Annotated in this window: 21 protein-coding genes; 10 read left to right on the plus strand and 11 right to left on the minus strand. The window is 71.4% G+C overall.

The window, feature by feature from the left end:
- Position 1 precedes the first annotated feature (1 nt).
- From ACGFNP_RS48515 to ACGFNP_RS48545, 7 genes are read right to left on the minus strand one after another with little or no spacing between them, the layout of a single operon-like run.
- The gene (locus ACGFNP_RS48515) at positions 2-1,192 is read right to left on the minus strand and encodes an acyl-CoA dehydrogenase family protein (RefSeq protein WP_393329897.1); all 1,191 of its coding nucleotides are present in this window, start codon (positions 1,190-1,192) and stop codon (positions 2-4) included.
- Positions 1,189-2,151 carry a hypothetical protein gene (locus ACGFNP_RS48520; RefSeq protein ID WP_358327586.1) on the minus strand — a complete coding sequence of 321 codons (963 nt, stop codon included), beginning with the start codon at positions 2,149-2,151 and terminating at the stop codon, positions 1,189-1,191. Before ACGFNP_RS48520 ends, ACGFNP_RS48515 begins: the two co-directional genes overlap by 4 nt.
- The gene (locus ACGFNP_RS48525) at positions 2,148-3,377 is read right to left on the minus strand and encodes an LLM class flavin-dependent oxidoreductase (RefSeq protein WP_358327588.1); all 1,230 of its coding nucleotides are present in this window, start codon (positions 3,375-3,377) and stop codon (positions 2,148-2,150) included. The genes ACGFNP_RS48520 and ACGFNP_RS48525 overlap by 4 nt, the downstream gene beginning before the upstream one ends.
- A 23-nt stretch (positions 3,378-3,400) precedes the next feature.
- Positions 3,401-5,044: a dipeptide ABC transporter ATP-binding protein gene (locus tag ACGFNP_RS48530; RefSeq protein WP_393329898.1), complete on the minus strand. Its 1,644-nt coding sequence runs from the start codon at positions 5,042-5,044 to the stop codon at positions 3,401-3,403.
- Positions 5,041-5,898, minus strand: a complete 858-nt coding sequence (locus ACGFNP_RS48535) for an ABC transporter permease (protein ID WP_393329899.1) — start codon at positions 5,896-5,898, stop codon at positions 5,041-5,043. Before ACGFNP_RS48535 ends, ACGFNP_RS48530 begins: the two co-directional genes overlap by 4 nt.
- Before the next feature lie 11 nt (positions 5,899-5,909).
- Positions 5,910-6,872 carry an ABC transporter permease gene (locus ACGFNP_RS48540; RefSeq protein WP_393329900.1) on the minus strand — a complete coding sequence of 321 codons (963 nt, stop codon included), beginning with the start codon at positions 6,870-6,872 and terminating at the stop codon, positions 5,910-5,912.
- On the minus strand, positions 6,851-8,566 hold the full coding sequence (locus ACGFNP_RS48545) for an ABC transporter substrate-binding protein (protein WP_393329902.1): 1,716 nt from the start codon (positions 8,564-8,566) through the stop codon (positions 6,851-6,853). The genes ACGFNP_RS48540 and ACGFNP_RS48545 overlap by 22 nt, the downstream gene beginning before the upstream one ends.
- 191 nt (positions 8,567-8,757) lie before the next feature.
- Between ACGFNP_RS48545 and ACGFNP_RS48550 the strand changes: the two genes are divergently transcribed.
- Entirely contained in the window at positions 8,758-9,816 is a 1,059-nt protein-coding gene (locus ACGFNP_RS48550) for an LLM class flavin-dependent oxidoreductase (protein ID WP_393329903.1), read from the plus strand.
- On the opposite strand, the gene ACGFNP_RS48555 is transcribed toward ACGFNP_RS48550, so the two are convergent.
- The 3 genes from ACGFNP_RS48555 to ACGFNP_RS48565 form a co-directional block, all read right to left on the minus strand.
- A complete protein-coding gene (locus ACGFNP_RS48555; protein WP_393329905.1) occupies positions 9,773-10,522 on the minus strand; it encodes a GNAT family N-acetyltransferase in 750 nt (249 codons plus the stop codon). The genes ACGFNP_RS48550 and ACGFNP_RS48555 overlap by 44 nt on opposite strands.
- Entirely contained in the window at positions 10,519-11,631 is a 1,113-nt protein-coding gene (locus tag ACGFNP_RS48560; protein ID WP_358327602.1) for an LLM class flavin-dependent oxidoreductase, read from the minus strand. Before ACGFNP_RS48560 ends, ACGFNP_RS48555 begins: the two co-directional genes overlap by 4 nt.
- Before the next feature lie 87 nt (positions 11,632-11,718).
- Complete coding sequence (locus ACGFNP_RS48565; RefSeq protein ID WP_358327604.1) at positions 11,719-12,603, minus strand: SDR family oxidoreductase; 885 nt, start codon at positions 12,601-12,603, stop codon at positions 11,719-11,721.
- Between ACGFNP_RS48565 and ACGFNP_RS48570 the strand changes: the two genes are divergently transcribed.
- Positions 12,572-13,081: a TetR/AcrR family transcriptional regulator gene (locus tag ACGFNP_RS48570; RefSeq protein ID WP_393329908.1), complete on the plus strand. Its 510-nt coding sequence runs from the start codon at positions 12,572-12,574 to the stop codon at positions 13,079-13,081. The two genes, ACGFNP_RS48565 and ACGFNP_RS48570, sit on opposite strands and share 32 nt — an antisense overlap.
- Before the next feature lie 7 nt (positions 13,082-13,088).
- Here ACGFNP_RS48570 and ACGFNP_RS48575 read toward each other — a convergent pair whose 3' ends face one another.
- A complete protein-coding gene (locus tag ACGFNP_RS48575) occupies positions 13,089-13,862 on the minus strand; it encodes an IclR family transcriptional regulator (RefSeq protein ID WP_393329910.1) in 774 nt (257 codons plus the stop codon).
- A 126-nt stretch (positions 13,863-13,988) separates the two neighbouring features.
- Between ACGFNP_RS48575 and ACGFNP_RS48580 the strand changes: the two genes are divergently transcribed.
- From ACGFNP_RS48580 to ACGFNP_RS48615, 8 genes are all read left to right on the plus strand, one after another.
- Positions 13,989-14,963, plus strand: coding sequence for an ABC transporter substrate-binding protein (locus tag ACGFNP_RS48580; protein WP_358327610.1), 975 nt, complete (start codon positions 13,989-13,991; stop codon positions 14,961-14,963).
- Entirely contained in the window at positions 14,956-15,942 is a 987-nt protein-coding gene (locus ACGFNP_RS48585) for an ABC transporter substrate-binding protein (protein ID WP_358327612.1), read from the plus strand. The genes ACGFNP_RS48580 and ACGFNP_RS48585 overlap by 8 nt, the downstream gene beginning before the upstream one ends.
- Positions 15,939-16,760, plus strand: coding sequence for an ABC transporter permease (locus tag ACGFNP_RS48590; RefSeq protein WP_393329912.1), 822 nt, complete (start codon positions 15,939-15,941; stop codon positions 16,758-16,760). The genes ACGFNP_RS48585 and ACGFNP_RS48590 overlap by 4 nt, the downstream gene beginning before the upstream one ends.
- The gene (locus ACGFNP_RS48595; RefSeq protein WP_393329914.1) at positions 16,757-17,467 is read left to right on the plus strand and encodes an ABC transporter ATP-binding protein; all 711 of its coding nucleotides are present in this window, start codon (positions 16,757-16,759) and stop codon (positions 17,465-17,467) included. The genes ACGFNP_RS48590 and ACGFNP_RS48595 overlap by 4 nt, the downstream gene beginning before the upstream one ends.
- 68 nt (positions 17,468-17,535) lie before the next feature.
- A complete protein-coding gene (gene ssuE / locus ACGFNP_RS48600) occupies positions 17,536-18,033 on the plus strand; it encodes an NADPH-dependent FMN reductase (RefSeq protein WP_393329915.1) in 498 nt (165 codons plus the stop codon).
- Complete coding sequence (locus tag ACGFNP_RS48605) at positions 18,033-18,824, plus strand: LLM class flavin-dependent oxidoreductase (protein WP_393329916.1); 792 nt, start codon at positions 18,033-18,035, stop codon at positions 18,822-18,824. Before ssuE ends, ACGFNP_RS48605 begins: the two co-directional genes overlap by 1 nt.
- Positions 18,814-19,917: an LLM class flavin-dependent oxidoreductase gene (locus tag ACGFNP_RS48610; RefSeq protein WP_393329917.1), complete on the plus strand. Its 1,104-nt coding sequence runs from the start codon at positions 18,814-18,816 to the stop codon at positions 19,915-19,917. Before ACGFNP_RS48605 ends, ACGFNP_RS48610 begins: the two co-directional genes overlap by 11 nt.
- A complete protein-coding gene (locus ACGFNP_RS48615) occupies positions 19,914-20,780 on the plus strand; it encodes an ABC transporter substrate-binding protein (protein ID WP_393329918.1) in 867 nt (288 codons plus the stop codon). Before ACGFNP_RS48610 ends, ACGFNP_RS48615 begins: the two co-directional genes overlap by 4 nt.
- Positions 20,781-20,797 lie beyond the last annotated feature (17 nt).

Below are 20,797 nucleotides of genomic sequence, written 5' to 3' on the forward strand. Positions count from 1 at the left end.
TCTAGAACAGACCGGTCGTCGGCGGGTCCTCGCCGGTCAGGTGGTACGCCCCCGCCACCGCCGCCTTCCACTGCCTGGGGTTGTGGTTGGCGACCGTGCGGGCGTTGCGCCAGTGCCGGTCGAAGCCCAGGTCACGGTTGGTGATCGAGCCGCCCGCGACGTCGAAGAGCAGCTCGGCGGCCCGCAGCGCGGACTCGATGGCGATCACGCCGGTCTGCGCCACGGTGACCGCCGCCTCCGCGCCGGCGGCACGCGCCCGCTGACCCGACAGGCCGCGCACGCTCTCCAGCGCTTCGGCGGCGAGCAGCACCGCCGATCGGGCGGCCTGGGCCCGGGCGGCGATCTCGCCCACGGTCTCGCGCACGTACGGGTCCTCGATGCTCCTGCCCGCCGTACTGTGCTTGATCGGCCGGGCCTTCTCCCGGGCGAACCAGATCGCGTCGTCGAGCGCCGCGGCGGCGATGCCGGCCTCGACCGCCGCCAGGTAGAGCTGGGCGAACGAGCCCAGCCAGGGGTTGTCCAGCCGGGTGTTGTCGCGGGCCACGACCTCGTGCTCGTGCGCCCGCACGTTCTTCAGCCGCGTGGTGCCGCTCGCGGTCAGCCGCTGGCCGACCGCGTCGAAGTCGTCGAGCCGCTCCACGCCCTCGCGATCCACCGGCACCGTGAAGCCCAGCAGGGTCCCGTCCTCGTCCTGGGCCAGGCCCGAGAACCATGAGGCGTACAGGGCGCCGGTCGAGTAGTACTTCTCGCCGTCGATGACGTACCCGTCGCCGTCCCGCCGGATGGTGGTGCTGACGGACCCGCTGGCGCCGCCGGTACGCTCGTTGGCGGTGCCGGCGAACAGGTCGCCGGCGCGCAGCCGCCGTAGCGTCGACGCCCGGTGGGGCAGGTCGCGGCGGCTCGCCACCTGATTGGCGGTGAGGAAGCTGCCGCGCAGCGCCTGGGCCACGTTGGAGTCGGCCCGGGCGATGGCGACGACCAGGTCGATCACGTCCCGCTGCGAGCCGCCGGCGCCGCCGTCCTCCTGGGCGATGCCGACCAGCGTGATCCGCTGCCCGGCGAGCGCCCGGACGTCGTCGAAGGCGTACTCGCGGGCGAGCTCGCGCTGATGGGCACCGGTACGGAGGCGCTCCAAGATCGGGGAGACGGCGGCGCGGATGCCCTCAACGGTGTAGTGCTCGATGCCGATCATGCCGGCACCGCCGCGAGCTCGGGCAGGCCGAACGCGGCCCGCAGGGTCGGGGGCGACGAGCCGGCCGCGTCCGCCAGCCGTGGCACCAACGCCCGCAGCAGGCTGACCACCGCCGCGGTGTCACCTGTGGGCACCAGCTCGAATCCATCCAACCGGTGCGCTTCACCCCAGGTACGAAGATCCTCAGCGGCAGCCGCGGCGATGGCGGGCCCGGCGGCCGGGTCTTCCACCACGACCTCGACCCGGCCGAGCAGCACGATGTCCGCCCGGGAACGACCGGCTCGCCGCAGCGCCCGCGTCAGCGCGGCGTCCGCACCGGCGGCCTGCTCCGGCTCGACCACGACGACGTCCGCGGACTCCGCGACCGCCGCCGCGTCAAGGGCGCCCAGGTCGGCGACGACGACCGGGCGTCCCTGCACCGACGACGGCCCGTCCAGCGGACCGGCGACCCGGTAGAAGGAGCCCTCGTGGCCGATCGGCTTGATGCGCGCGTCCTCGACGAGGATCCCCGCCTCCTGGTCGCCGATCAGCGCCGCGCGCGGGAACGACTCCCACAGCCGGGCCAGCACGTGGGCGTACTCCGTCCAGCGCCGGGCGGGATCGGTCGCGCCGGGGTCCGGAGCGGTCGCCTGGCTCACCTCGTCTCCCCCGCCCGCCCGCAGCGCGACGCCGCTCCGGCCGCCGGTCGCCCGGTCGAGGGAGAGCACGCGCCGTGCGGCGTTGTACGGAGCGTTGTGGGTCGTGGGCAGCTCGGCGACGTAACCGACGTCACCGTGGATGCCGGCGAGGTAGGCGCCCACCACGGTCGGGTCGAGCGCCCGGCCGTCCAGGAGCCGGATCGCCGCGATCCCGGTCTCCTCGGCCACCGCCGCGATGGCGACGGCGTCCGCGAGCGACACCGGAGCGGGGTGGCCGGTCGGCTCCCCGACCGCGAGCGCGAGCTGGATGACTGTACTCATGAGGAGATCACTTCCGGTTGAGGGACCCGGCCCGGCACCGCGGGCAGGCCGAGTCCGAGATGGTCGCGGAGGGTCGTCCCGTCGTATTCGGTGCGGAACAGGCCACGACGCCGCAGCTCGGGAACCACCTGGTCGGCGAAGTCGGCGAAACCGGACGGCAGCACGTCGGGCATCACGTTGAAGCCGTCCGCCGCACCCGCGCGGAACCACAGCTCGATGTCGTCGGCGATCTGCTCCGGCGTCCCCACGACGATCCGGTGCCCCCCGCCGCCGGAGAGCTTCTTCAGCAGCCGGCCGAGCGTCGGCCGCTCCGCGTCGATGATCGCCTTGACGACCCGGTAGAAGGTCTGTGAACCGCCGGCCTCGTCGGGATCGACGAGCAGCTCGGCCGGGATCGGTTCGTCGTCGGACAGCCCGTCGAGGGAGATCCCGAGCTGACCGGCGAGCCGGGCCCGGGCGTAGGCGTCGGGAAGGATCTCGTCCAGCAGCTCACGCCGGGCCTTGGCCTCGGCCTCGGTGCCGCCCACGACGGTGGACAGTCCGGGCAGGACCACGATCTCCTCGGGACGCCGCCCGAACCCGGCCGCGCCGGCCCGGATCTCGGCGCGGAACGCGCGGGCATGGTCGAGATCCTGGTCTGCGGAGAAGATCACCTCCCCGACCCGGGAGGCGAGCCTGCGGCCGTCGCTGGAGCCGCCGGCCTGGACCACGACCGGCCGGCCCTGCGGGGAGACGAGCTCTGTCCGGGCCGCCCAGCCGGCGACGACCTGCTCGGTGAACGCGGCGGCGCGGCGGTAGCGCAACGCGTGCTCGGGCTCGCCGGCGCGGCCGAAGTTGCGCGCCGCGACCGGCCCGGCGGTGGTCACGACGTTCCAGCCGAAGCGACCGCCGCTGACGTAGTCGAGGTCGCCGAGCCTGCGGGCCAGCTCGACCGGGTCGTTGTAGGACGATGACAACGTCCCGATCAGGCCGATCCGCTCGGTCTGGGCGGCGATCCGCGCCAGTACCGTCGTGGGCTCCAGGTTGTTGCCAGGGCGGTGCCTGATGGACGGGTCGAGCAACGGGCCGTCCGCCAGGAACACCGCGTCCAGCTTGGCTTCCTCGGCCTTCTTCGCGATCGAGGTGTAGTGCTCGATCGTGTAGGCGGCGGTGCCGTCGGTGCCCGGGAACCGCCACGAGCCGCCGAAGACGCCCGCGTTGAGAATGTTGACGTTGATGTGCAGCACGATCTTCTCCTTGACGTCTCTCCTTAACGTGCGACGGCGAGCCGGTTTCCTGGGATCGCGTCCAGCAGTTCCCGGGTGTAGTCATGCCGCGGCGAGCCGAACACCTGCTCGACCGGGCCGGTCTCGACCACGGCGCCGTCCTTCATCACCGTGACGTCGTCGCCGATCAGGCGTACGACGCCCAGATCGTGGGTCACGAACACGTAGCTGAGCCCGAGCGCGGCCTGCAGGTCGACCAGCAACTGCAGGATCTGGGCCTGGACCGACACGTCGAGCGCGCTCACCGCCTCGTCGAGCACCAGGATCTCGGGGTTGAGCGCGAGCGCCCGCGCGATCGCGACCCGCTGCCGCTGACCGCCGGAGAGCTGGCTCGGGAGCCGGTGCAGGAAGCTCTCGTCCAGCGCCACCGCCTCCAGCAGCTCGACCACCCGCGCCCTGCCGGAAGCCACGCCGAAGGCGTGCAGCGGCTCAGCGATGGTCTTGCCGACGGTGAACCGCGGGTCGAGCGAGGTGAACGGGTTCTGGAACACGAACTGCAGGTCCCGGCGGAGCTCCCGCAGCTGCCCGCGCCTGAGGCCGGTCAGTTCCCGATCGCCGACGTGCACCGTGCCGCTGTCGGCGGTGGTGAAGCGGACCAGGATGCTCGCCAGCGTCGATTTGCCCGCGCCGGACTCGCCGACGATGGCGTGCGTGGTGCCCTTGCGGACGATCAGGTCGGCGCCGTCGAGCGCGCGCAGCTCACGTCTCCGCCCTCGGCCGCGCAGGTGGTAGGTCTTGGTGAGCGCGTGTGCCCGCAGCACCGCCGGCGCGGTGGCGGGGTCCGGCCGCGCGCCTGACGCGGGCCGGAGCCGGCCGGTGTGCCGGGCGGGGGCCGCGTCGAGCAGCCGGCGGGTGTAGTCGTCGGCCGCGTTCTCCAGCACCTGGCGTACCGGGCCTTCCTCCACGATCTCGCCGTCGCGCATGACGAGGATCCGGTCGGAGCGGTCCAGCGCGACGCCGAGGTCATGGGTGACCAGGAGAATGCCGATGCCGAGCTCCTCGCGCAGCCGTGCCAGGTGGTCGAGGATGACCTTCTGGACGGTGACGTCGAGCGCGCTCGTGGGCTCGTCGGCCACGATGATCTTCGGTTTGCCCGCCAGCGCGATCGCGATGAGCGCACGCTGCTTCATGCCGCCGCTGAGCTCGTGGGGGTACTGGTGGAAGACCCGCTCGGCGTCCTTGAGCCCGGCTGTGCGCAGGCTCTCCAGCGTGGCCGCCGTGTGCTGGGCCGCCTTGCGGGCCTCGGGCTCGTTGAACCGGACCGCCTCGATCACCTGCTGCCCGATCCTCTTGACCGGGTTGAGCGAGGTGTTGGGGTCCTGCGGGATGAAACCCACGTAGTTGCCCCGTACCAGCGCCATCCGCCGGTCGTTCCAGCCGGTGACGTCGACGCCGGAGTAGGCGATCGAGCCGCCGCGGATCCGCGCGGCGGCGGGCAGCAGGCCGAGCGCCCCTTGGACCAGGGTGGTCTTGCCGGAGCCGGACTCCCCCACGAGCGAGACGAACTCACCCGGCTCCACGTGGAGGCCGGCGCCTCGGACGGCGGGCGTCCACTCGCGGCGTCCCGACCGATAGTCGATCGCCAGGCCGGTGATCCGCAGCAGCGGATCCTCAGGCGGGTCGGTCATCGGCGGTGCTCCTTCCGGTACGAGGTGCTGATGCGGTGGGTGGCGATGACGACGATCGCGAGCGCCACGCCGGGCAGGATCGAGGCCCAGGGGTGGACCGCGACGTAGTCCCGGCCCTCGGCCACCAGCAGGCCCCACTCCGGCTGCGGCGGCGGCGCGCCGTAGCCGAGGAAGCCGAGCGAGGCGACGGCGAGCACGGCCGTTCCGACCTCGAGTGCGGCCAGCGCGATCACCGAGCTGAGCGAGTTGGGAACGACATGCCGGACCATCACCCCGAGCCGGCCGACACCGAGCCCGTACGCCGCCTTGACGTAGTCCTGGGTCACGACCGCCAGCACCTGGGCTCTCATCACCCGCGCGAACGAGGCGATGGAGGAGATGCCGACCGCCAGGGCGATGTTCTGCGTGGAGTAGCCCAGGACCGAGACCACCACCATCGCGAGCAGCAGGCTCGGGATCGCCAGGAACACGTCGACCACCCGCATGACCGCGGTGTCGATGATCCCTCCGACGAAGCCGGCGAGCAGCCCGATGAGCGTGCCGACGCCGAAGGCGATGAGGACGGCCAGCAGGGTCGCGGTCAGGGTCGTGTGCGCTCCGTACACGCTGCGCGCGAACAGATCCCGGCCCAGCCGGTCGGTGCCGAACCAGTGCTCCGCGCTCGGCGGCGCGAAGCTCGCGCCGGTGTCGCCGTCGTAGGGGCTGTAGGAGGTGAAGAGACCGGGGGCGACGGCCCAGCCGATCACGACCAGCACGACGATCCACGACCCCACGAGGATCGGCTGCCGCGTGAGCTCACCGAGGCGCTTGACCAGCGGGTTCGCGAGGGCGGGGGCGGCGAGTTGGACGGTCATCACGATCCTCCTCAGGCGACGGCGAGCGTGGCCCGCAGCCGCGGATCCAGCAGCGGGTAGATCAGGTCGACGATCAGGTTGATCAGCGCGAAGCTGGCCGCCACCAGCACGACGATCCCCTGCACCAGCGGGACGTCCAGCGTGTTGATCGCGGCCTGGGTCAGCCGGCCGATGCCCTTGCGGGCGAAGACGGTCTCGGTGATGACCGAGCCGGCGATCAGGTTGCCGAACGTGATGCCGGCGATGGTGAGCGCCGGCAGGCCGGCGTTGCGGAAGACGTCGCGGATGATGATGCCGTTGCGCGTGCCGCCCTTCGCATAGCTCGTCGTGACGTAGCCGGAGCGGAACTCGGTGGCGAAGCTGCGGACGAGGAGCTGCGCGATCGGACCCGACACCGGGACGGCCAGCGTGATCAACGGCAGGACGATGCTGCCCGCGCCGCTGTCTCCGAAGGCCGGGAACCAGCCCAGCCGGAAGGAGAAGATCTGCAGCATCAGGATGCCGGACAGGAAGACCGGCACCGAGACCGCGCCCGACGGCAGGGCCTCGACCAGGTCGCGCACCCATGGACGGCGGGTCGAGGTCGTCACGAGCGCGATCACGAAGGCGATGAGCAGCGCCAGCACCAGAGCGCCGGAGGCGAGGACGAGAGTGCTCGGCAGCGCGTCCAGGATCGTGTCGGTGACCGGCCGCCCCGACTGCACCGAGTTGCCGAAGTCGCCGGTCAGCGCGTGTCCCAGCCGGTCGAAGTACTGCAGGAACACCGGCTTGTCGAAGCCGTAGCTCTCCGCCACCTGCTCGCGGACCTGCGGCGGAATGCTGTTGATCTCGGCGGGGTCGAAGAGCAGATCGGCCGGGTCGGCCGGCAGCACGAACAGCAGGACGAAGGTCAAGGTGAACGCGGCCCAGACCACGAACAACGCCCGGCCGGCCTTCAGCGCCAGGTAGCGCGTCACTTCCCGTTGCTCTTCCACGCGTCCACGAAGTGGTTGCGGGACTGGGCGTCGAAGACGATCCCGTGGACGTAGCTCGCGTGGGCGATCACCTGCGCCGGGTTGTAGACCGGGTTGACCAGCGCGTACTTGTCGAGCAGGAGGTCCTGCGCCGCCTTGGCGTACTGCTCGCGCGCGGCGGGGTCGAGCGTCTGGTCGAGCTTGCCCACGGTCCGGGTGACCTCGTCCACGTCGACCCCCGTGGACTCCTTGGCGAGGTAGGTGACGTTGCCGAGCAGGGGGCTGTACTGGAGGTTGAGGACCGCGGGGTCGTTACGCGAGCGGTTGGACGCGGTGACGTTCCAGTCGGTCTTCGCCTTGGCCAGGTTGGCCGTGTAGTCCGGGATGGGGACGACGGTGAGCTGCAGGTCGATGCCGATCTTCTTCAGGTCCTGCTGGATCGACTCGTAGGCCGGCTTGTTCACCACCAGGTTGCTGATGCCGAGCAGCTTGACCACGAGCTTCTTGCCGTCCTTGACGCGGATCCCGTCGGGGCCCTCGCTCCAGCCGGCCTCCTGGAGGAGTTCCTTGGCCTTCTCGGGGTCGTACTTCAGGACCGAGCCGCTGTAGTCCGCGTACCCGGAGACCGACGGTTCGAGGATCGAGGTGGCGGTGGAGTAGGAGTCGGTGAGCACCGTCTTCCTGATCGCCTCACGGTCCCAGCCGAGCTGGATCGCCTTGCGCACCGCGATGTCGTTGGTCGGGAACAGCTGGGAGTTGAAGTTGAAGAGGATGGCGGTACCGGAGACGGCTCGGTGGATGATCGTGAAGCCCTGGTCGGCCAGCGACTTCTCGTCCGTGGTGCCCACGTCCAGCGTGGCGTCGATCGCGCCGGACGCCAGCGAGCCGGTCCGGACGCTGGCCTCCGGGATCGTGTTGAACACGACCTTGTCCAGGTACGCCTCGCCCTCGTGCTTGAGCGCCGGCGGGGACCAGGTGTAGCCCTTGCGCCGGACCAGGACGGTCTTGACCTGCGGCTCCCACGAGTCGTACACGAAGGGACCGGTGCCGATCACCTTCTTCGGGGCGTTGCGCTCCTTCGCGCTGAGCCGCAGCGTCGAGAGCGACAGGAAGCCGGGCTGCGCGTTGGCGGTGAAGGAGGAGGCCTGCAGGAAGCTCGCGAGCGGCTTCTTGAAGCGGACGACGGCGGTGTACGGGTCCGGGGTCCGCGTCTCGATGTAGCCGGACAGCAGGGCGGCGCCGTTGGGGTTGATGCCCAGCTTCTGGTCGCCGTGCACATACTGGTCGAAGTTCGCCTTGACCGCCTCGGCGTCGAACGGGCTGCCGTCGCTGAACGTGACGTCCTTGCGCAGGTGGAAGGTGAAGTCGGTCAGGTCCTTGTTGTACTCCCACGACCGCGCCAGCCACGGCGTGATCTCGCCGGTCTTGGGGTCCTGCCAGGTCAGCTTGTCGGTGATGTTGTTGCCGATGAGCGACTCGGCGTAGTTGGTGCCCCATTGCGGGTCGGGGCTGCGCTGATAGTCGATCAGCGCGAACTGCAGCGTGCCGCCACGGACGGGCGCGCCGCCACCGGTGGCCGCGCCGACGGAGCCGCCACCGCGGGTGACGGCGAACCCGCCGCCGGCGAGGAGGAGGACGGCGACGGCACCGGCGGCCCAGGGCCATGTCTTGCGCCGGGGAGCGGCGCGCTCGATGGAACTGCGAAGGTCTGACATGAACGTTCCTCGTTGCTCGATGCGGACGGTGTGAGAGAGCCGATCAGCGCGGACACAGCGCGCCGGCGAAGAAAGCGAAGTCAATCTCGCGCCTGGAGTACCGAAGCAACGTCGTCACAATCTACACTTTACCTACATGAACAGTAGGTTTTAAAGGTAATCTGAGTCACAAGTCAGGAAGGACCCGTTTGATGAGCCTCGAGTTCCTCTGGTACATCCCGAATCAGGCGCACCCCGGGCACCGCGGTGACGACGTCGTCACGGACCACAACAGCCTGGAAACGCTCGCCGGCCACGCCAAGGCTCTTGAGGAGCACGGGTGGGGTGGGGCGCTCATCGGCACCGGCTGGGGACGGCCCGACACGTTCACGGTCGCCGCCGCGCTGGCCGCGCGGACGACGACGTTCCAGCCGCTGATCGCGGTCCGGCCCGGCTACTGGCACCCGGCCAAGTTCGCCTCCGCCGCCGCCACCCTGGACCATCTCACCGGGGGGCGGGTGCTGGTCAACATCGTGTCGGGCAAGGACAACCTGGCGGCGTACGGCGACAGCGAAGGCGACCAGGCCCACCGCTACGCCCGTACCAAGGAGTTCATCCAGATCGTGCGCAAGCTGTGGAGCGAGGAGAACGTCACCTACCACGGCGAACACTTCAGCGTCACCGGCTCCACCGTCGTGCCGCCGACAGCCGTCCGGGACGGACGCCCGCATCCCCGGCTCTACTTCGGCGGCGCCTCCGAAGCCGCCGAGCAGGTGGCCGCCACCGAGGCCGATGTCCAGCTCTTCTGGGGCGAGCCACTCGACGGCGTCGGCGAGCGGATCGAGCGGCTCAGGCGTCTCGGCGAGAAGCTCGGACGCGAGCACGCTCCGCTGGAGTTCGGGCTGCGGATCACCACGCTGGTACGGGACACCACCGAACAGGCCTGGGCCGACGCCGAGGCCAAGGTGGCGGAGATGGCGAGAGGTGACATCTCGCGCGACCCGAACCGGCACGCCGCCGTCGGCCAGCAGCGGCTGCTCGACCTGGCCGCGCGGGGTGAAGTGCTCGACGACAACCTCTACACCGCCCCGGGCAAGTTCGGCGGCGGCGGCGCGGGCACCACCTGGCTGGTCGGCTCGGCCGAGGATGTGGCGAAGTCGCTGCGCAAATACCAGGCGCTCGGCGTCACCCACTTCGTGCTCTCCGACACTCCCTACCTGCCGGAGATCAAGCGTCAGGGCGATCAGCTTCTCCCGCTGTTGCGAGGGTGAGAGCAGCGCGCTCGACGATCCGCGCCGGGACGCCTACGGTGCGGAAGTTCGTGGTGCGGCGCAGGCGGAAGCCGAGCCGCTCGTACAGGCGGATCGCGCCGACATTGGCGGCCGACGCGTGCAGGAACGGCGTCTCGCCCCGGCCCCGGATGCCCGCGGCGACGGCGAGCACCAGCCTGGTCGCCAATCCGCGACCGTGGTAGGCGGGGTCGGTGCAGACGGCGCTGATCTCGGTCCAGCCCGGCGGGTGCAGGCGTTCGCCGGCCATCGCCACCAGCACGCCGCCGAACCGGAGGCCGAGGTAGACGCCGAGCTCGACAGTACGCGGCAGGAACGGGCCCGGCTTTGTCCGCTCGACGAGATCCAGCATCTCCGGCACGTCCGCCGGGCCCAGCCGGACCGCGTCGGTGTCGTACGCACCCGGAACGAGCTCACCGGTGAGCTGGACCCCCGGAATGTTCGCCACCTCCTCCCAGCCGGCCGGCGGCGCCGCCACCGCACCGGGCAGGGACACCTTCCGGCCGGGTCCCGCCAGCGCGGCGACATCGTCCCAGTCGGCCGGGCCGGGGTCGGGCGGCATCGACAGGAACGGCGCGACGTCGGGTGGATAACGCAGCACGCGGCCGCGCCGTTCGGCGAGGTGGGCGTGCGCGCCGAGGAGCGAGGCACGTATCGGGTCGTCCAGGACGGCGAAGGATATGGTCACGGCGCGACCGGGCGCAGCGGTGCCCGGGCCGCCCGCTGCCGGTCCCGTTCGGCGACCCCCTCGCGGACCAGCGGGATCACGTACCGCCCGAAGTCGATGGCGTCGTCCAGGATGGCGTAGCCACGGGCCGAGAGGATCTCGACGCCCAGGTCGTAGTAGTCCAGCAGGGCCTCCGCGACGGTTTCGGGGGTGCCGACCAGCGCCGTCGAGTTGCCCCCTCCGCCCGTGGCCGCAGCGGTCGGCGTCCACAGCGCGCGGTCGTGCAGTTCGCCCTTGGCCGCGACCGCGAGCAGCCGCTGCGAGCCGGCGTTCTGCGGCGGGCCGGACAGCCGGCGCCGGTTCCCCTTCGCCTGGTGCAGGTCGCCCAGGATGCGCCGCGCCTTCTCCCACGCCAGTTCCTCGGTCGGCGCGATGATCGGCCGGAACGCCACCTGGAATGTGGGTACGTCAGCGCGCCCCGCCTGCTTCGCCGCCTGTTCGACGGAGGCGATCTGCTGTGCTGTCTCGGCCAGCGGCTCCCCCCACAGGCAGTAGATGTCGGCCTCCGCCCCGCCGGCCGTGTAGGCGGCCTCCGACGAACCGCCGAAGGACACCCTCGGCCGCGGATGCTGCGCCGGGAACACGTCCGAGACGAAATCCTTGAACGAGTAGTGCTCGCCCTCGTGGTCGAACGGCTCCTTCGACGTCCACCCCTTCTTGACGATCTGGATGTACTCCCTGGTCCTGGAGTAGCGCTCGTCCTTGGTCAGGACGTCGCCCTCCCTGCCTTGCTCGTGGTCGTTGCCGCCGGTGATGAAGTGCACCGTCAGCCGCCCGTCGCTGATCAGGTCGAGGGTGGCGAAGGTCTTGAGCGCGTACGTCGGGTAGGAGACGTTCGGCCGGTGCGCCAGGAGGATCTGCAGATCCTCGACCCTGGCCGCCACATAGGCCGCCACCTGCGCCGGCTCGGGCGAGCCCGAGCCGTAGGCGAACAGCACCCGGTCCCAGCCGTACTCCTGGTGAGCACGCGCGAGCCGCAGCGTGTACTGCTTGTCGAAGGAGAGACCGGAGCGCGGAGAGGTCTCCGAGCCGTCGTTGGTCCCGCCGATCCCAAGGAACTCCACAGGCATGAGCCGAGGCCTTTCTGATGTTCGTCAGCGAATCTCAGCTCAACACGCCCACCCTAAAGCCGTCAAGACCTACTGGTTTAGTAGGTTTTAGCTCATGGTGGCGGCCAGGCCGGCCCGGAGCGCCCGGGCGTTGGCCGCCAAGAACTCCGTGAAGGTGCGGGGCTCGCGGCCGGTCAGCGCCCGCACCGTGGCCGTCGTCGCCTCCAGCGAGCCGGTCGCCACCTGCCGGGACAGCTCGGCGATGTCGTCGGCGAACCGCGCCGGCAGCCCCTGCGCGCGCAGCGCCGCGGCCAACTCCTCCGGCGACAGCTCGACCTGCCCGACGGTCCGGCCCAGCGCCGCGGACAGCTCCCGGCCGATGTCGGCATGGGTGAGCGCCCGCGGGCCCGTCACCACGTACGTCTGGCCGAGGCCGGTCGACCCGGTCAGGAGTGCGGCCGCGCACGCGGCGATGTCGTGGCAGTCGACATTAGACACCCCCGCGTTCCCGTACGGGCCGACCAGCCTGCCGTCGGCAGTGAAGGCGCCGGTCCCGGTGACGAAGTTCTGCATGAACCCGCTGGGCTGCAGGATCGACCAGGGCAGTCCCGACGCCTTGAGGTGCTCCTCGATCTCCCAGTGCGCACCCTCGGCCAGCCGTCCGCCCCGATGGGCGTGCCAGACCGAGATCTTCACCACCCGGGACACGCCGGCGGCGCGGGCCGCGTCGATGGCGGCGCGCTGCTGGCGGATCATCGGCTGCTCGCCGTCCACCGGCTGGGCGCCGCCGGCGTTGAGAAACAACCGGTCCACGCCCCGCATCGCGGCGGCGAGCGAGCCGGGGTCGTCGAAGTCGCCCACCACGAACTCGCAGCCCAGGGCCCGTCCCTTGGACTCGTCACGGACCAGCGCCCTGAAGGGGACGCCGCGATCGAGCAGGAAGCGGACGAGGTGCGTGCCGATGGAGCCGGTGGCTCCGGTGACCAGGATCATGTGCGCCCGCCGCCCCCGGGCCGACGCCCGCCGCAACTACGAGCGCCTCCTGACCGAGGCCGACGCCGCCTTCCGGGAACGGGGCGTCGAGGCCAGCCTGGAGAGCATCGCGCGCGCCGCGGGCGTGGCCATCGGTACGCTCTACGGCCACTTCCCCAGCCGCCGCTCGCTGGTCGGCGCGCTGCTGCGCGAGCGGAACGAGGCCCTGTTCGAGCTCGGCGACGGCCTCACCGCCGAGGCGGGGCCGGCCGCGCTGGGCACCTGGGTACGGGCGGTCACCGAGCACGCCGCGACCTACAGCGGCCTGGCCGCCATGCTCGCCGGCGGCCTGGACGACGAAGCCTCAGAACTCCATGCCTCCTGCCTGCGCATGGCCGACATCGGCGAACGCCTCATCACCCTCACCCTCGACGGCCTCGTCCGCAGCCAGCTCGACGCGGTGCTTCGCACTCACCGGGAGCCGCACTTCCCGTTGTAGGCCGACCTCACTCGGACGCGCTCGGCCTGCGTTCGGCGGGCGGGAGCAGTAGCACTTCCAGCGCCCGGGCGCAGGCCCGCGCGTGCGTGACGAACCAGCCGATCCGCGCGTCGCTCATCACGCGCGGGGTGGAGCGCACCGCGAGCGCGTAGCGCACGTGATCGAGCCGGTCGAGCACCGGCACCGCGACCGTCCGGATGCCGTCGTAGGACTCCCCGTCGTTGAGCGCGTAGCCGGCTTCGCGAGCCTTGCCCAGCTCGGCACGCAGCTCGGCGTGGTCCACGATCGTGCGACCGGTCAGCGCCCGCAGGGGCCCGAGCGCCTCCAGGTCCGCCCTGCCCTCCGGCGCCCAGGCCAGCAGCACCTTGCCCAGCGCCGTGGAGTGCAGGGGCCGGCGCAGGCCGACACCGCTGTCGGGGTTGAGCGAGCCGCCACTCAGGATGACCGCGTACCTGCCGTTGCGTACGGCGAGGTCCACGGTCGCGGAGGTGACACGGGCCAGCTCGGCGAGTTCCGGCGCGATCCTGTGCAGGCCGCGGCGGTGGAAGGAGAGCTGCCCCAGCTCGGTGATCGACGGCCCGAGCCGGTAACGGCCGGTCCACGCCTCCTGTTCGAGAAACCCCGCGCCGGCCAGGGTCCTGGCCAGGCGGTGCGTGGTGGAGGTGGGCAGCTCCATCCTGCGCGACAGGTCCGACAGGCTGAGCGAGGGATCCCCGCCACCGAAGCAGCCGAGCATGCTGATCGCCCTGTGTACGGCCTGAACGCCACCTTCTGCTGCCATGCGGGAATCTCCGAGTTCCGAGTAGGGAGAGCCGAGCCCAGGTGAGAGCCGTTTCGGCGAAAAGATCTTCCCGCATCGCGGGATATTCTTTGCATTTCCTACCAATTTACTAGCAAACTCTCCCGCATGACCACAGCCGCACTCGACACCCTCTGGTTCACCCGCTGTCCCGTGCCGACCGCGACCGGCATCGCGGCCGACCAGGGCTGGCTGGCCGGGGAGTTCGCCGCCGACGGGATCGAGGTCAGGTCCCTGCAGGACGACGCGCCCGGCGTCCCCCGCGAGACGCACTACACCCACGCGCTGACCGGCCTGTTCCGCGAGGGCGGCAACGTGCCCGCGCTGTGGGCGCGCTCCCGCGGCGAGGCCACCCGGCTCATCGGACTCACCTGGATCGAGGAGCGGCAGGCCATCCTGGTGCGCGGCGGCACGGGCCTGGAGCGCCCCGAGCAGCTCAAAGGCCGGCGTCTGGCCGTACCTCGGCACCGCATCGCGATCGACTTCTGGCGGGCCATGGCGCTGCACGGCTTCCACGGCGCGCTGTCACTGGCCGGGCTCGGCCTGGGCGACGCGGAGCTGGTCGACGTCGAGGCCGAGCCGGGCGGTGGCCAGTGGGAGTCCGAACTGGCCGCGCTGGCCGCCGGCGACGTGGACGCGGTCTACGTCAAGGGCGCGCTCGCCGTCGAGGCCGCTCTGCGTCATGGCGCGGAGGTGGGAATCGACCTGGACGCCGTACCGGACCGTCGGGCGAGGATCAACAACGGCACCCCCCGTCCGATCACCGTGCACCAGCGGCTCCTGGACGAGCATCCCGACGTGGTCGCCCGCTTCCTGGGCGTCCTGCTGCGCGCCGCCGACTGGGCCACGGAGCATCCGGCGGAGGTGGCCAGGATCCTCGGCGCCGAGACCGGCGCGGGCACGGCGGGCGTGACCGCCGCCTACGTCCCCGGCGCCTCACTCCACCTCGACCTCTCCCCCGAACGTCTCGACCTGCTGGCCGAGCAGGAGCGTTTCCTGCGCGGCCACGGCTTCCTCGAATCACCCGTGGACGTCGCGGCCTGGGCCGATCACACCCCTTTGCAAGGAGTCACCGATGCGTAAGCTGCTGCTCGCCGTCCCCCTTGTCCTGCTGACAGCGGCCTGCGGCGGCACAACAGCCACCGGCGCGCAGGAGCAGGTCGTCGTCAGGATGGCGGACCCCGGCAACAGCGGCTTCCTGGCCGTCGCGAAGAAGGACGGCAGCCTGGACGCCGCCCTGGCCAAGGTCAACGCGAAGATCAAGTGGGCCGGCGACTTCTCCGTGTTCGCCCCGGCCGCCCAGGCGATCAACGCCGGCTCGCTCGACGTCGCCACCGGCTCGATCACCGCCGGGGTCACCGCCCTGGCCGTCAAACCCAGCTTCAAGATCTTCGCCACCGTGCCGCCCGACCTGGCGGGCGAGGGGATCGTGGTCAAGACGGGCTCGCCGATCAAGTCGGTCGCCGACCTGGCCGGGCGCAGCGTGGCCGTCGGCCACGGCGGCACCAGCGAGTATTTGCTGCTCAAGGCGCTGCAGACGTTCAAGGTCCCGGTGGACAAGGTCAAGCGCGTCTACCTGCCGCCGCCGCAGACCGCGCCGGTGTTCGGCTCGGGCAAGGTGGACGCGTGGTCGACGTTCTCCACGTTCCTCATCCCCGCCGTCACGGATCTGGACGCCCGGATCCTGGCCGACGGCGAGGCGATCAAGTCCGACAACTACGTGATCTACGTGGCCGCGAACAAGCTCCTCGACGAGCACCCGGAGGTGGTCAAGGCCCTGTTCGCGTTCATCCGTGACGGCAGCGCCAAGGAGATCGCCGATCCGGCCGCGTACCTGAACGTCTTCACCCAGGCGGGCCCGCAGGCCGTACAGGGCGCGCAGAAGGACCTGGTGGTGGACATCCAGAAGAAGGGCAAACCCGCTCAGGCGGTCACCGCTAGCGAGATCGCGAAATATCAGGACGTGGCGAAGTTCTTTCTCGACCAGAAGGTGCTCACCGCGCCGCTGGACGTCTCCCAGCACGTCGTGGACGTGACGACGCTCGGGAACCCGAAGCAATGAGCACGACCTTCGAAGGGCTCGTCGCGCCGAACCCGCCCCGCACCGCCGGGCGGCCGCCCGGGCTGACGTTCGCGCTGCGGATCATCGGCCCCGTGCTCCTGCTCGCGGCCTGGTACGCGGCCACAACGTCGGGCGCGCTCACCAAGGACGTGCTCGCCGGCCCCCAGGACGTCGTCGCGACCTTCGGCGAGCTGTGGGCGGACGGCCAGCTGCAGGAGGCGCTGCGCGTGTCGGTCACCAGGGCGGGCCTCGGCCTGGTGCTGGGCGCGTCCACCGGGCTGCTGCTCGGTGTCGTCTCCGGGTTCACCAGGCTGGGCGAGGAGCTGGTGGACTCCTCGATGCAGGCGCTGCGCGCCATCCCGTTCCTGGCGCTGACCTCGCTGTTCATCGTCTGGTTCGGCATCGAGGAGGCGTCCAAGATCCTGCTGATCGGGGTGGCCTGCACGTTCCCCATGTACGTCAACGTCTCCAGCGGCGTACGCAACGTGGACCGCAAGGTCGTCGAGGCGGCCCGCTCGTTCGGGCTCGGCCGCCTGGCGATCGCCCGCGAGGTGGTGCTGCCCGGCGCGCTGCCGTCGATCTTCGCCGGGCTGCGCCTGTCCACCACGCTGAGCGTGATCGCGCTCATCGCCGCCGAGGAGATCAACGTGACGGCCGGGCTCGGCTATCTCATGGCCAGGGCCACCGACTACCTGCGCACCGACATCCTGGCGCTGTGCGTGCTGCTGTACGCCGTGATCGGGCTGCTGGCCGACCTGGCGCTGCGGCTGGCCGAACGGGCCACGATGCCCTGGCGCAAGGCGGTGACGCTGCGATGAGCCTGGCCGTACGCACGACGGGGCTGCGCAAGGTCTTCGGCGAGCGCGCCGTGCTGGACGGGGTGGACCTGGAGGTGCGGCGCGGGGAGTTCCTGGCGCTGCTCGGCGCGAGCGGCACCGGCAAGACCACGCTGTTGCGCATTCTCGCCGGTCTGGACGCCGCGACCGGCGGAAGCGTGCTGGTGCCGCCGGTGCGCACGGTGGTGTTCCAGGAGCCGCGGCTCGTCCCCTCCAAGCGCGCCCTCGCCAACGTCATCATCGGGCAGGGCCGTGCCGCCCGGGCCAAAGGGCTGGCGGCGCTCGCCGAGGTGGGGCTGGGCGGGCACGCCGACGCCTGGCCCGCGACGCTGTCAGGGGGTGAGGCCCAGCGGGTGGCGCTGGCCAGGGCCCTGGTACGCGAGCCGGAGCTGCTCCTGCTCGACGAGCCGTTCGCCGCCCTTGACGCGCTGACCCGGTTGCACATGCAGGACCTGATCGCCGAGCTGTGCGCCCGGCACCGCCCTGCCGTGGTGCTGGTCACCCATGACGTCGAGGAGGCGATCCTGCTCGCCGACCGGATCGCGGTGCTGCGCGAAGGTCGGTTCGTCACCGACCTGACCGTGAGCCTGGATCGGCCGCGCGACCGCACCGACCAGGAGTTCGTCGAGCTGCGCCGCAGGCTCCTGGCCGACCTGGGCGTGGACACGCACGCCGGAGCGGCGCCGTGACGACACGCATCGACGCGGGCGCGGCGGCCTGCCGCCCGTCTCCGCTGAACCTCTAGGAAAGATGTGACATGACCGTCTTGTTCATCTCGGGGAGTCCCTCCGCCGTCTCACGTACCGGTCGCCTGCTCGACCATCTGGCCGGTCGGGTGGACCGGCCGGCCAGGGTCCTGCGGCTGCGCGAGCTGCCCGCCGAGGCGCTGTTGCGCGGCGACGCCGTCCACCCGGAGCTGGAGGAGGCCGCGCGCCAGGTGGCGGTGGCCGACGTGATCGTCGTCGCCACCCCTATTTACAAGGCGGCCTACACCGGCCTGCTGAAGGCCTTTCTGGACGTGCTGCCGCAGGGGGCCTTCGCCGGCAAGACGGTCGTGCCGGTGGCCACGGGCGGGACGGTCGCGCATCTGCTGGCCGTGGACTATGCCCTGCGCCCGGTGCTGAGCGTGCTGGGCGCGCGGCACGTCACGCGCGGGCTGTTCGTCCTGGACACGCAGATCGACCCGCTCGCCGAGGAGCTGCGCCCGCGCATCGACGCGCTCCTGGAAGAGCTGCCCATGGCGGCGGTGGCGTGATGGCCCGCGACACCACGAGCCCGCCCCGCTTCCATGTGATCCTGCCCACGAGGAGCCCCGTCCGTGCGGAGTTGCCCGCCTTCGTCAGCGACGTGCGCCCCGCGCTCGCCGACCCGGCCGGGCGGACCGCCGTGGCCGCCGACCTGGCCGGGCTCGCCGGCGCGCTGGTGCCCTTCGACCCCGGAGGGCAGGAGTCGCTGACCGTCGCGGCGAACGTTCTGCGCCGCACCCGCCACCTGCGCGTCGTCGCCGAGTTCCACCCCGGTGTCGCCACGCCCGTGTACGCGGCCAAACTCTCGGCCTCCCTGCAGCGCTTCGCCGCCGGCCGGCTCGGCTGGCAGGTGGCGGTGGATCTGGACGCGGCCGTGGCCAGGGCGCAGGGCGACTTCCTGACCGGCGACGACCGTTACGCCCGCGCGGCGGAGTTCCTGACCGTCGCCAAGGGCGTCTGGCAGGGCGCCTTCGACTTCCACGGCGACTTCTACGAGGTGGCGGGGGGCGGTGTCGCGCCGCCGCTGTCGGCGCCGCCCTTCCCGGAGATGTACCTGTCGGGGACCTCGCCGCAGGCTCTGGCCCTGTCACGGCGCCACGCGGACGTGCACGTCTTCTCCGCCGACGACGATCTGGGCACGCTGATCCCCGAGCTGCCCGGTCTGCGGTACGGCCTGCGCCTGCCCTCCCTCGACGCCGTCGGCGAGTACGCCGCGCGGGGTGTCACCGAGTTCTTCCTCCAGACCGAGGACGTCTACCACCTCGGCGAGCACGTGAAGGAGCGGTCTCTTGCCGGTTGACATCTATTGGCGCATCCACATGGAGGGCGACCAGCCCTCGCTGCGCCGCCGGGTCCGCAGCCGTGGCGGCTTCACCCCTGGCGGGACCGCGCCCGGCACGCGAGACGGCCTGGACGACGGCTACAGCCACGCCGACTACATGGCCGAGGTGGCAAGGGCCGCCGAGGAGTCGGGCTTCGTCGGCGGGCTGCTGCCGAACTTCCCGCACACCGACGACCCATGGGCGGCTGCCGCGACGCTGGCCCGCGAGACCACGTCCTACCGGTTCATGGTCGCCTTCCAGCCCGGCTTCCTGCATCCGGTGCAGGCCGCCCGGATGACGGCCACGCTCCAGCAGGCGACCGGCGGCCGGATCGTCTACAACGTCATCTCCGGCGGCGGCGGTCCCGCGCAGCTGTGGTGGGGCGACAAGGTGGACCACGACGACCGCTACGCCCGTACCTCCGAGTTCCTGGACGTGCTCAAGGGCGTCTGGGCGGGCGGCCACACCCACCACGGCCGCTTCTACCAGGTCGAGGACGCGGGACTGCCCGAGGAACTGGCGGGGCAGCCGTTCCCGGAGATCTTCTTCTCCGGCTCCTCCCCCGCCGCCATCGACGCCGCCGGCCGGCACGCCGACTGCTACCTGTCGTGGCTGGAGCCGTTCGAGGCGCTGGCGGAGAAGTTCGACGCCGTGCGCGCGCACAGCGACACCCCGCCCCGGTTCGCCGTACGCGTGGACCTGCTCGCCCGCGAGAGCGAGGAGGAGGCGTGGGAGGAGATCAGGCAGGGCTGGCAGGCCCGCGCCGCCGGGGAGGGTCACGCCGGGCGGGGCGACTCGGTCGGTGTGCGGCGCAGCCGCTCCTTCCTCGCCGAGGCGGGTGACGACTACCGCCGTCTGGAGGCCGCGCCGAATGTGTGGGGTGGGTTCAGCGCGCTCCGCGACGGCCCCGCCTTCGGCCTGGTCGGCGACTACCACCAGGTGGCCGAACGCCTCGACCAGCTTCTCGACCTCGGCGTGGACGCCTTCATCCTGGCCGGGGTCCCCCATCTCGAAGAGGCCCGCCGTGTGGGCCGCCACGTGTTGCCGCTCTTGAAAGGACGCACCTCATGACCACCCGAGTCGGATTCTTCCCGCAGAACAACACGCTGTGGGTGGCCCGCCACCGCGACCTGCTGCCCGATGTGGAGTGGGTGGACCTGAACGCCCTGGGCCGGGGCGAGCGGGTCGATCCCACCAGGGCCCTGCCGTCCTCGCACGGAGACCACCTGTTCGACGGCGGGTACGACTTCATCGGCACCGGCTCCACTCCCCCGGTCACCGCCCAGGCCAAGGGGCACGACATCGTGTACGTGGCGATCTCCGGGCCCCGCGTCGAGAACGGGCGTCTGGTGGTCCGGGAGGACTCGCCGATCGGCTCGGTGGAGGAGCTGAAGGGCAAGAGGGTCGCGCTCGGCCACGGCTCATGGCAGACCACCCTGCTGTTGCTGGCACTGGAGCGGGCCGGGCTCGGCTGGGGTGACATCGTCCCCGTCGACGCCTACGGCAACGCCGCCGAACTGCTGGTCAACGGCGACGTGGACGCCTGGGTGGGCTCGTATCCGTACCTGACGCCGGTCGAATCGCGCACCAGGACCCTCGTGGAGACGGACGGGCTGTTCAGCCACCGCTCGCTGTGGTTCACCCGCCGCGACTTCGCGCGGGAGCAGCCCGAGGAGCTGGCCAGGATCGTCGCCGCGCTGCAGCGGGCCGACCGGTGGACCGAGGAGCACCCGCGCGAGGCGGCGGCCCTGTTCGACGGCGACCTCGACGCGTGGGAGCACGCGCTGCGCACCCGGCCGTGGGGCCTGCATCCGGTGAGCGAGGAGTTCGTCGCCGAGCAACAGCACGCCGCCGACCTGTTCCACGCCAACGGGCTGATCCAGCGGAAGATCACCGTGGCGGACGCCGTACTCCCTGACGTCGCAATACCATGACTTTTCTGAACGTAGCC

This window comes from Nonomuraea sp. NPDC049269 (genome assembly GCF_043197155.1).
GTDB lineage: Bacteria > Actinomycetota > Actinomycetes > Streptosporangiales > Streptosporangiaceae > Nonomuraea.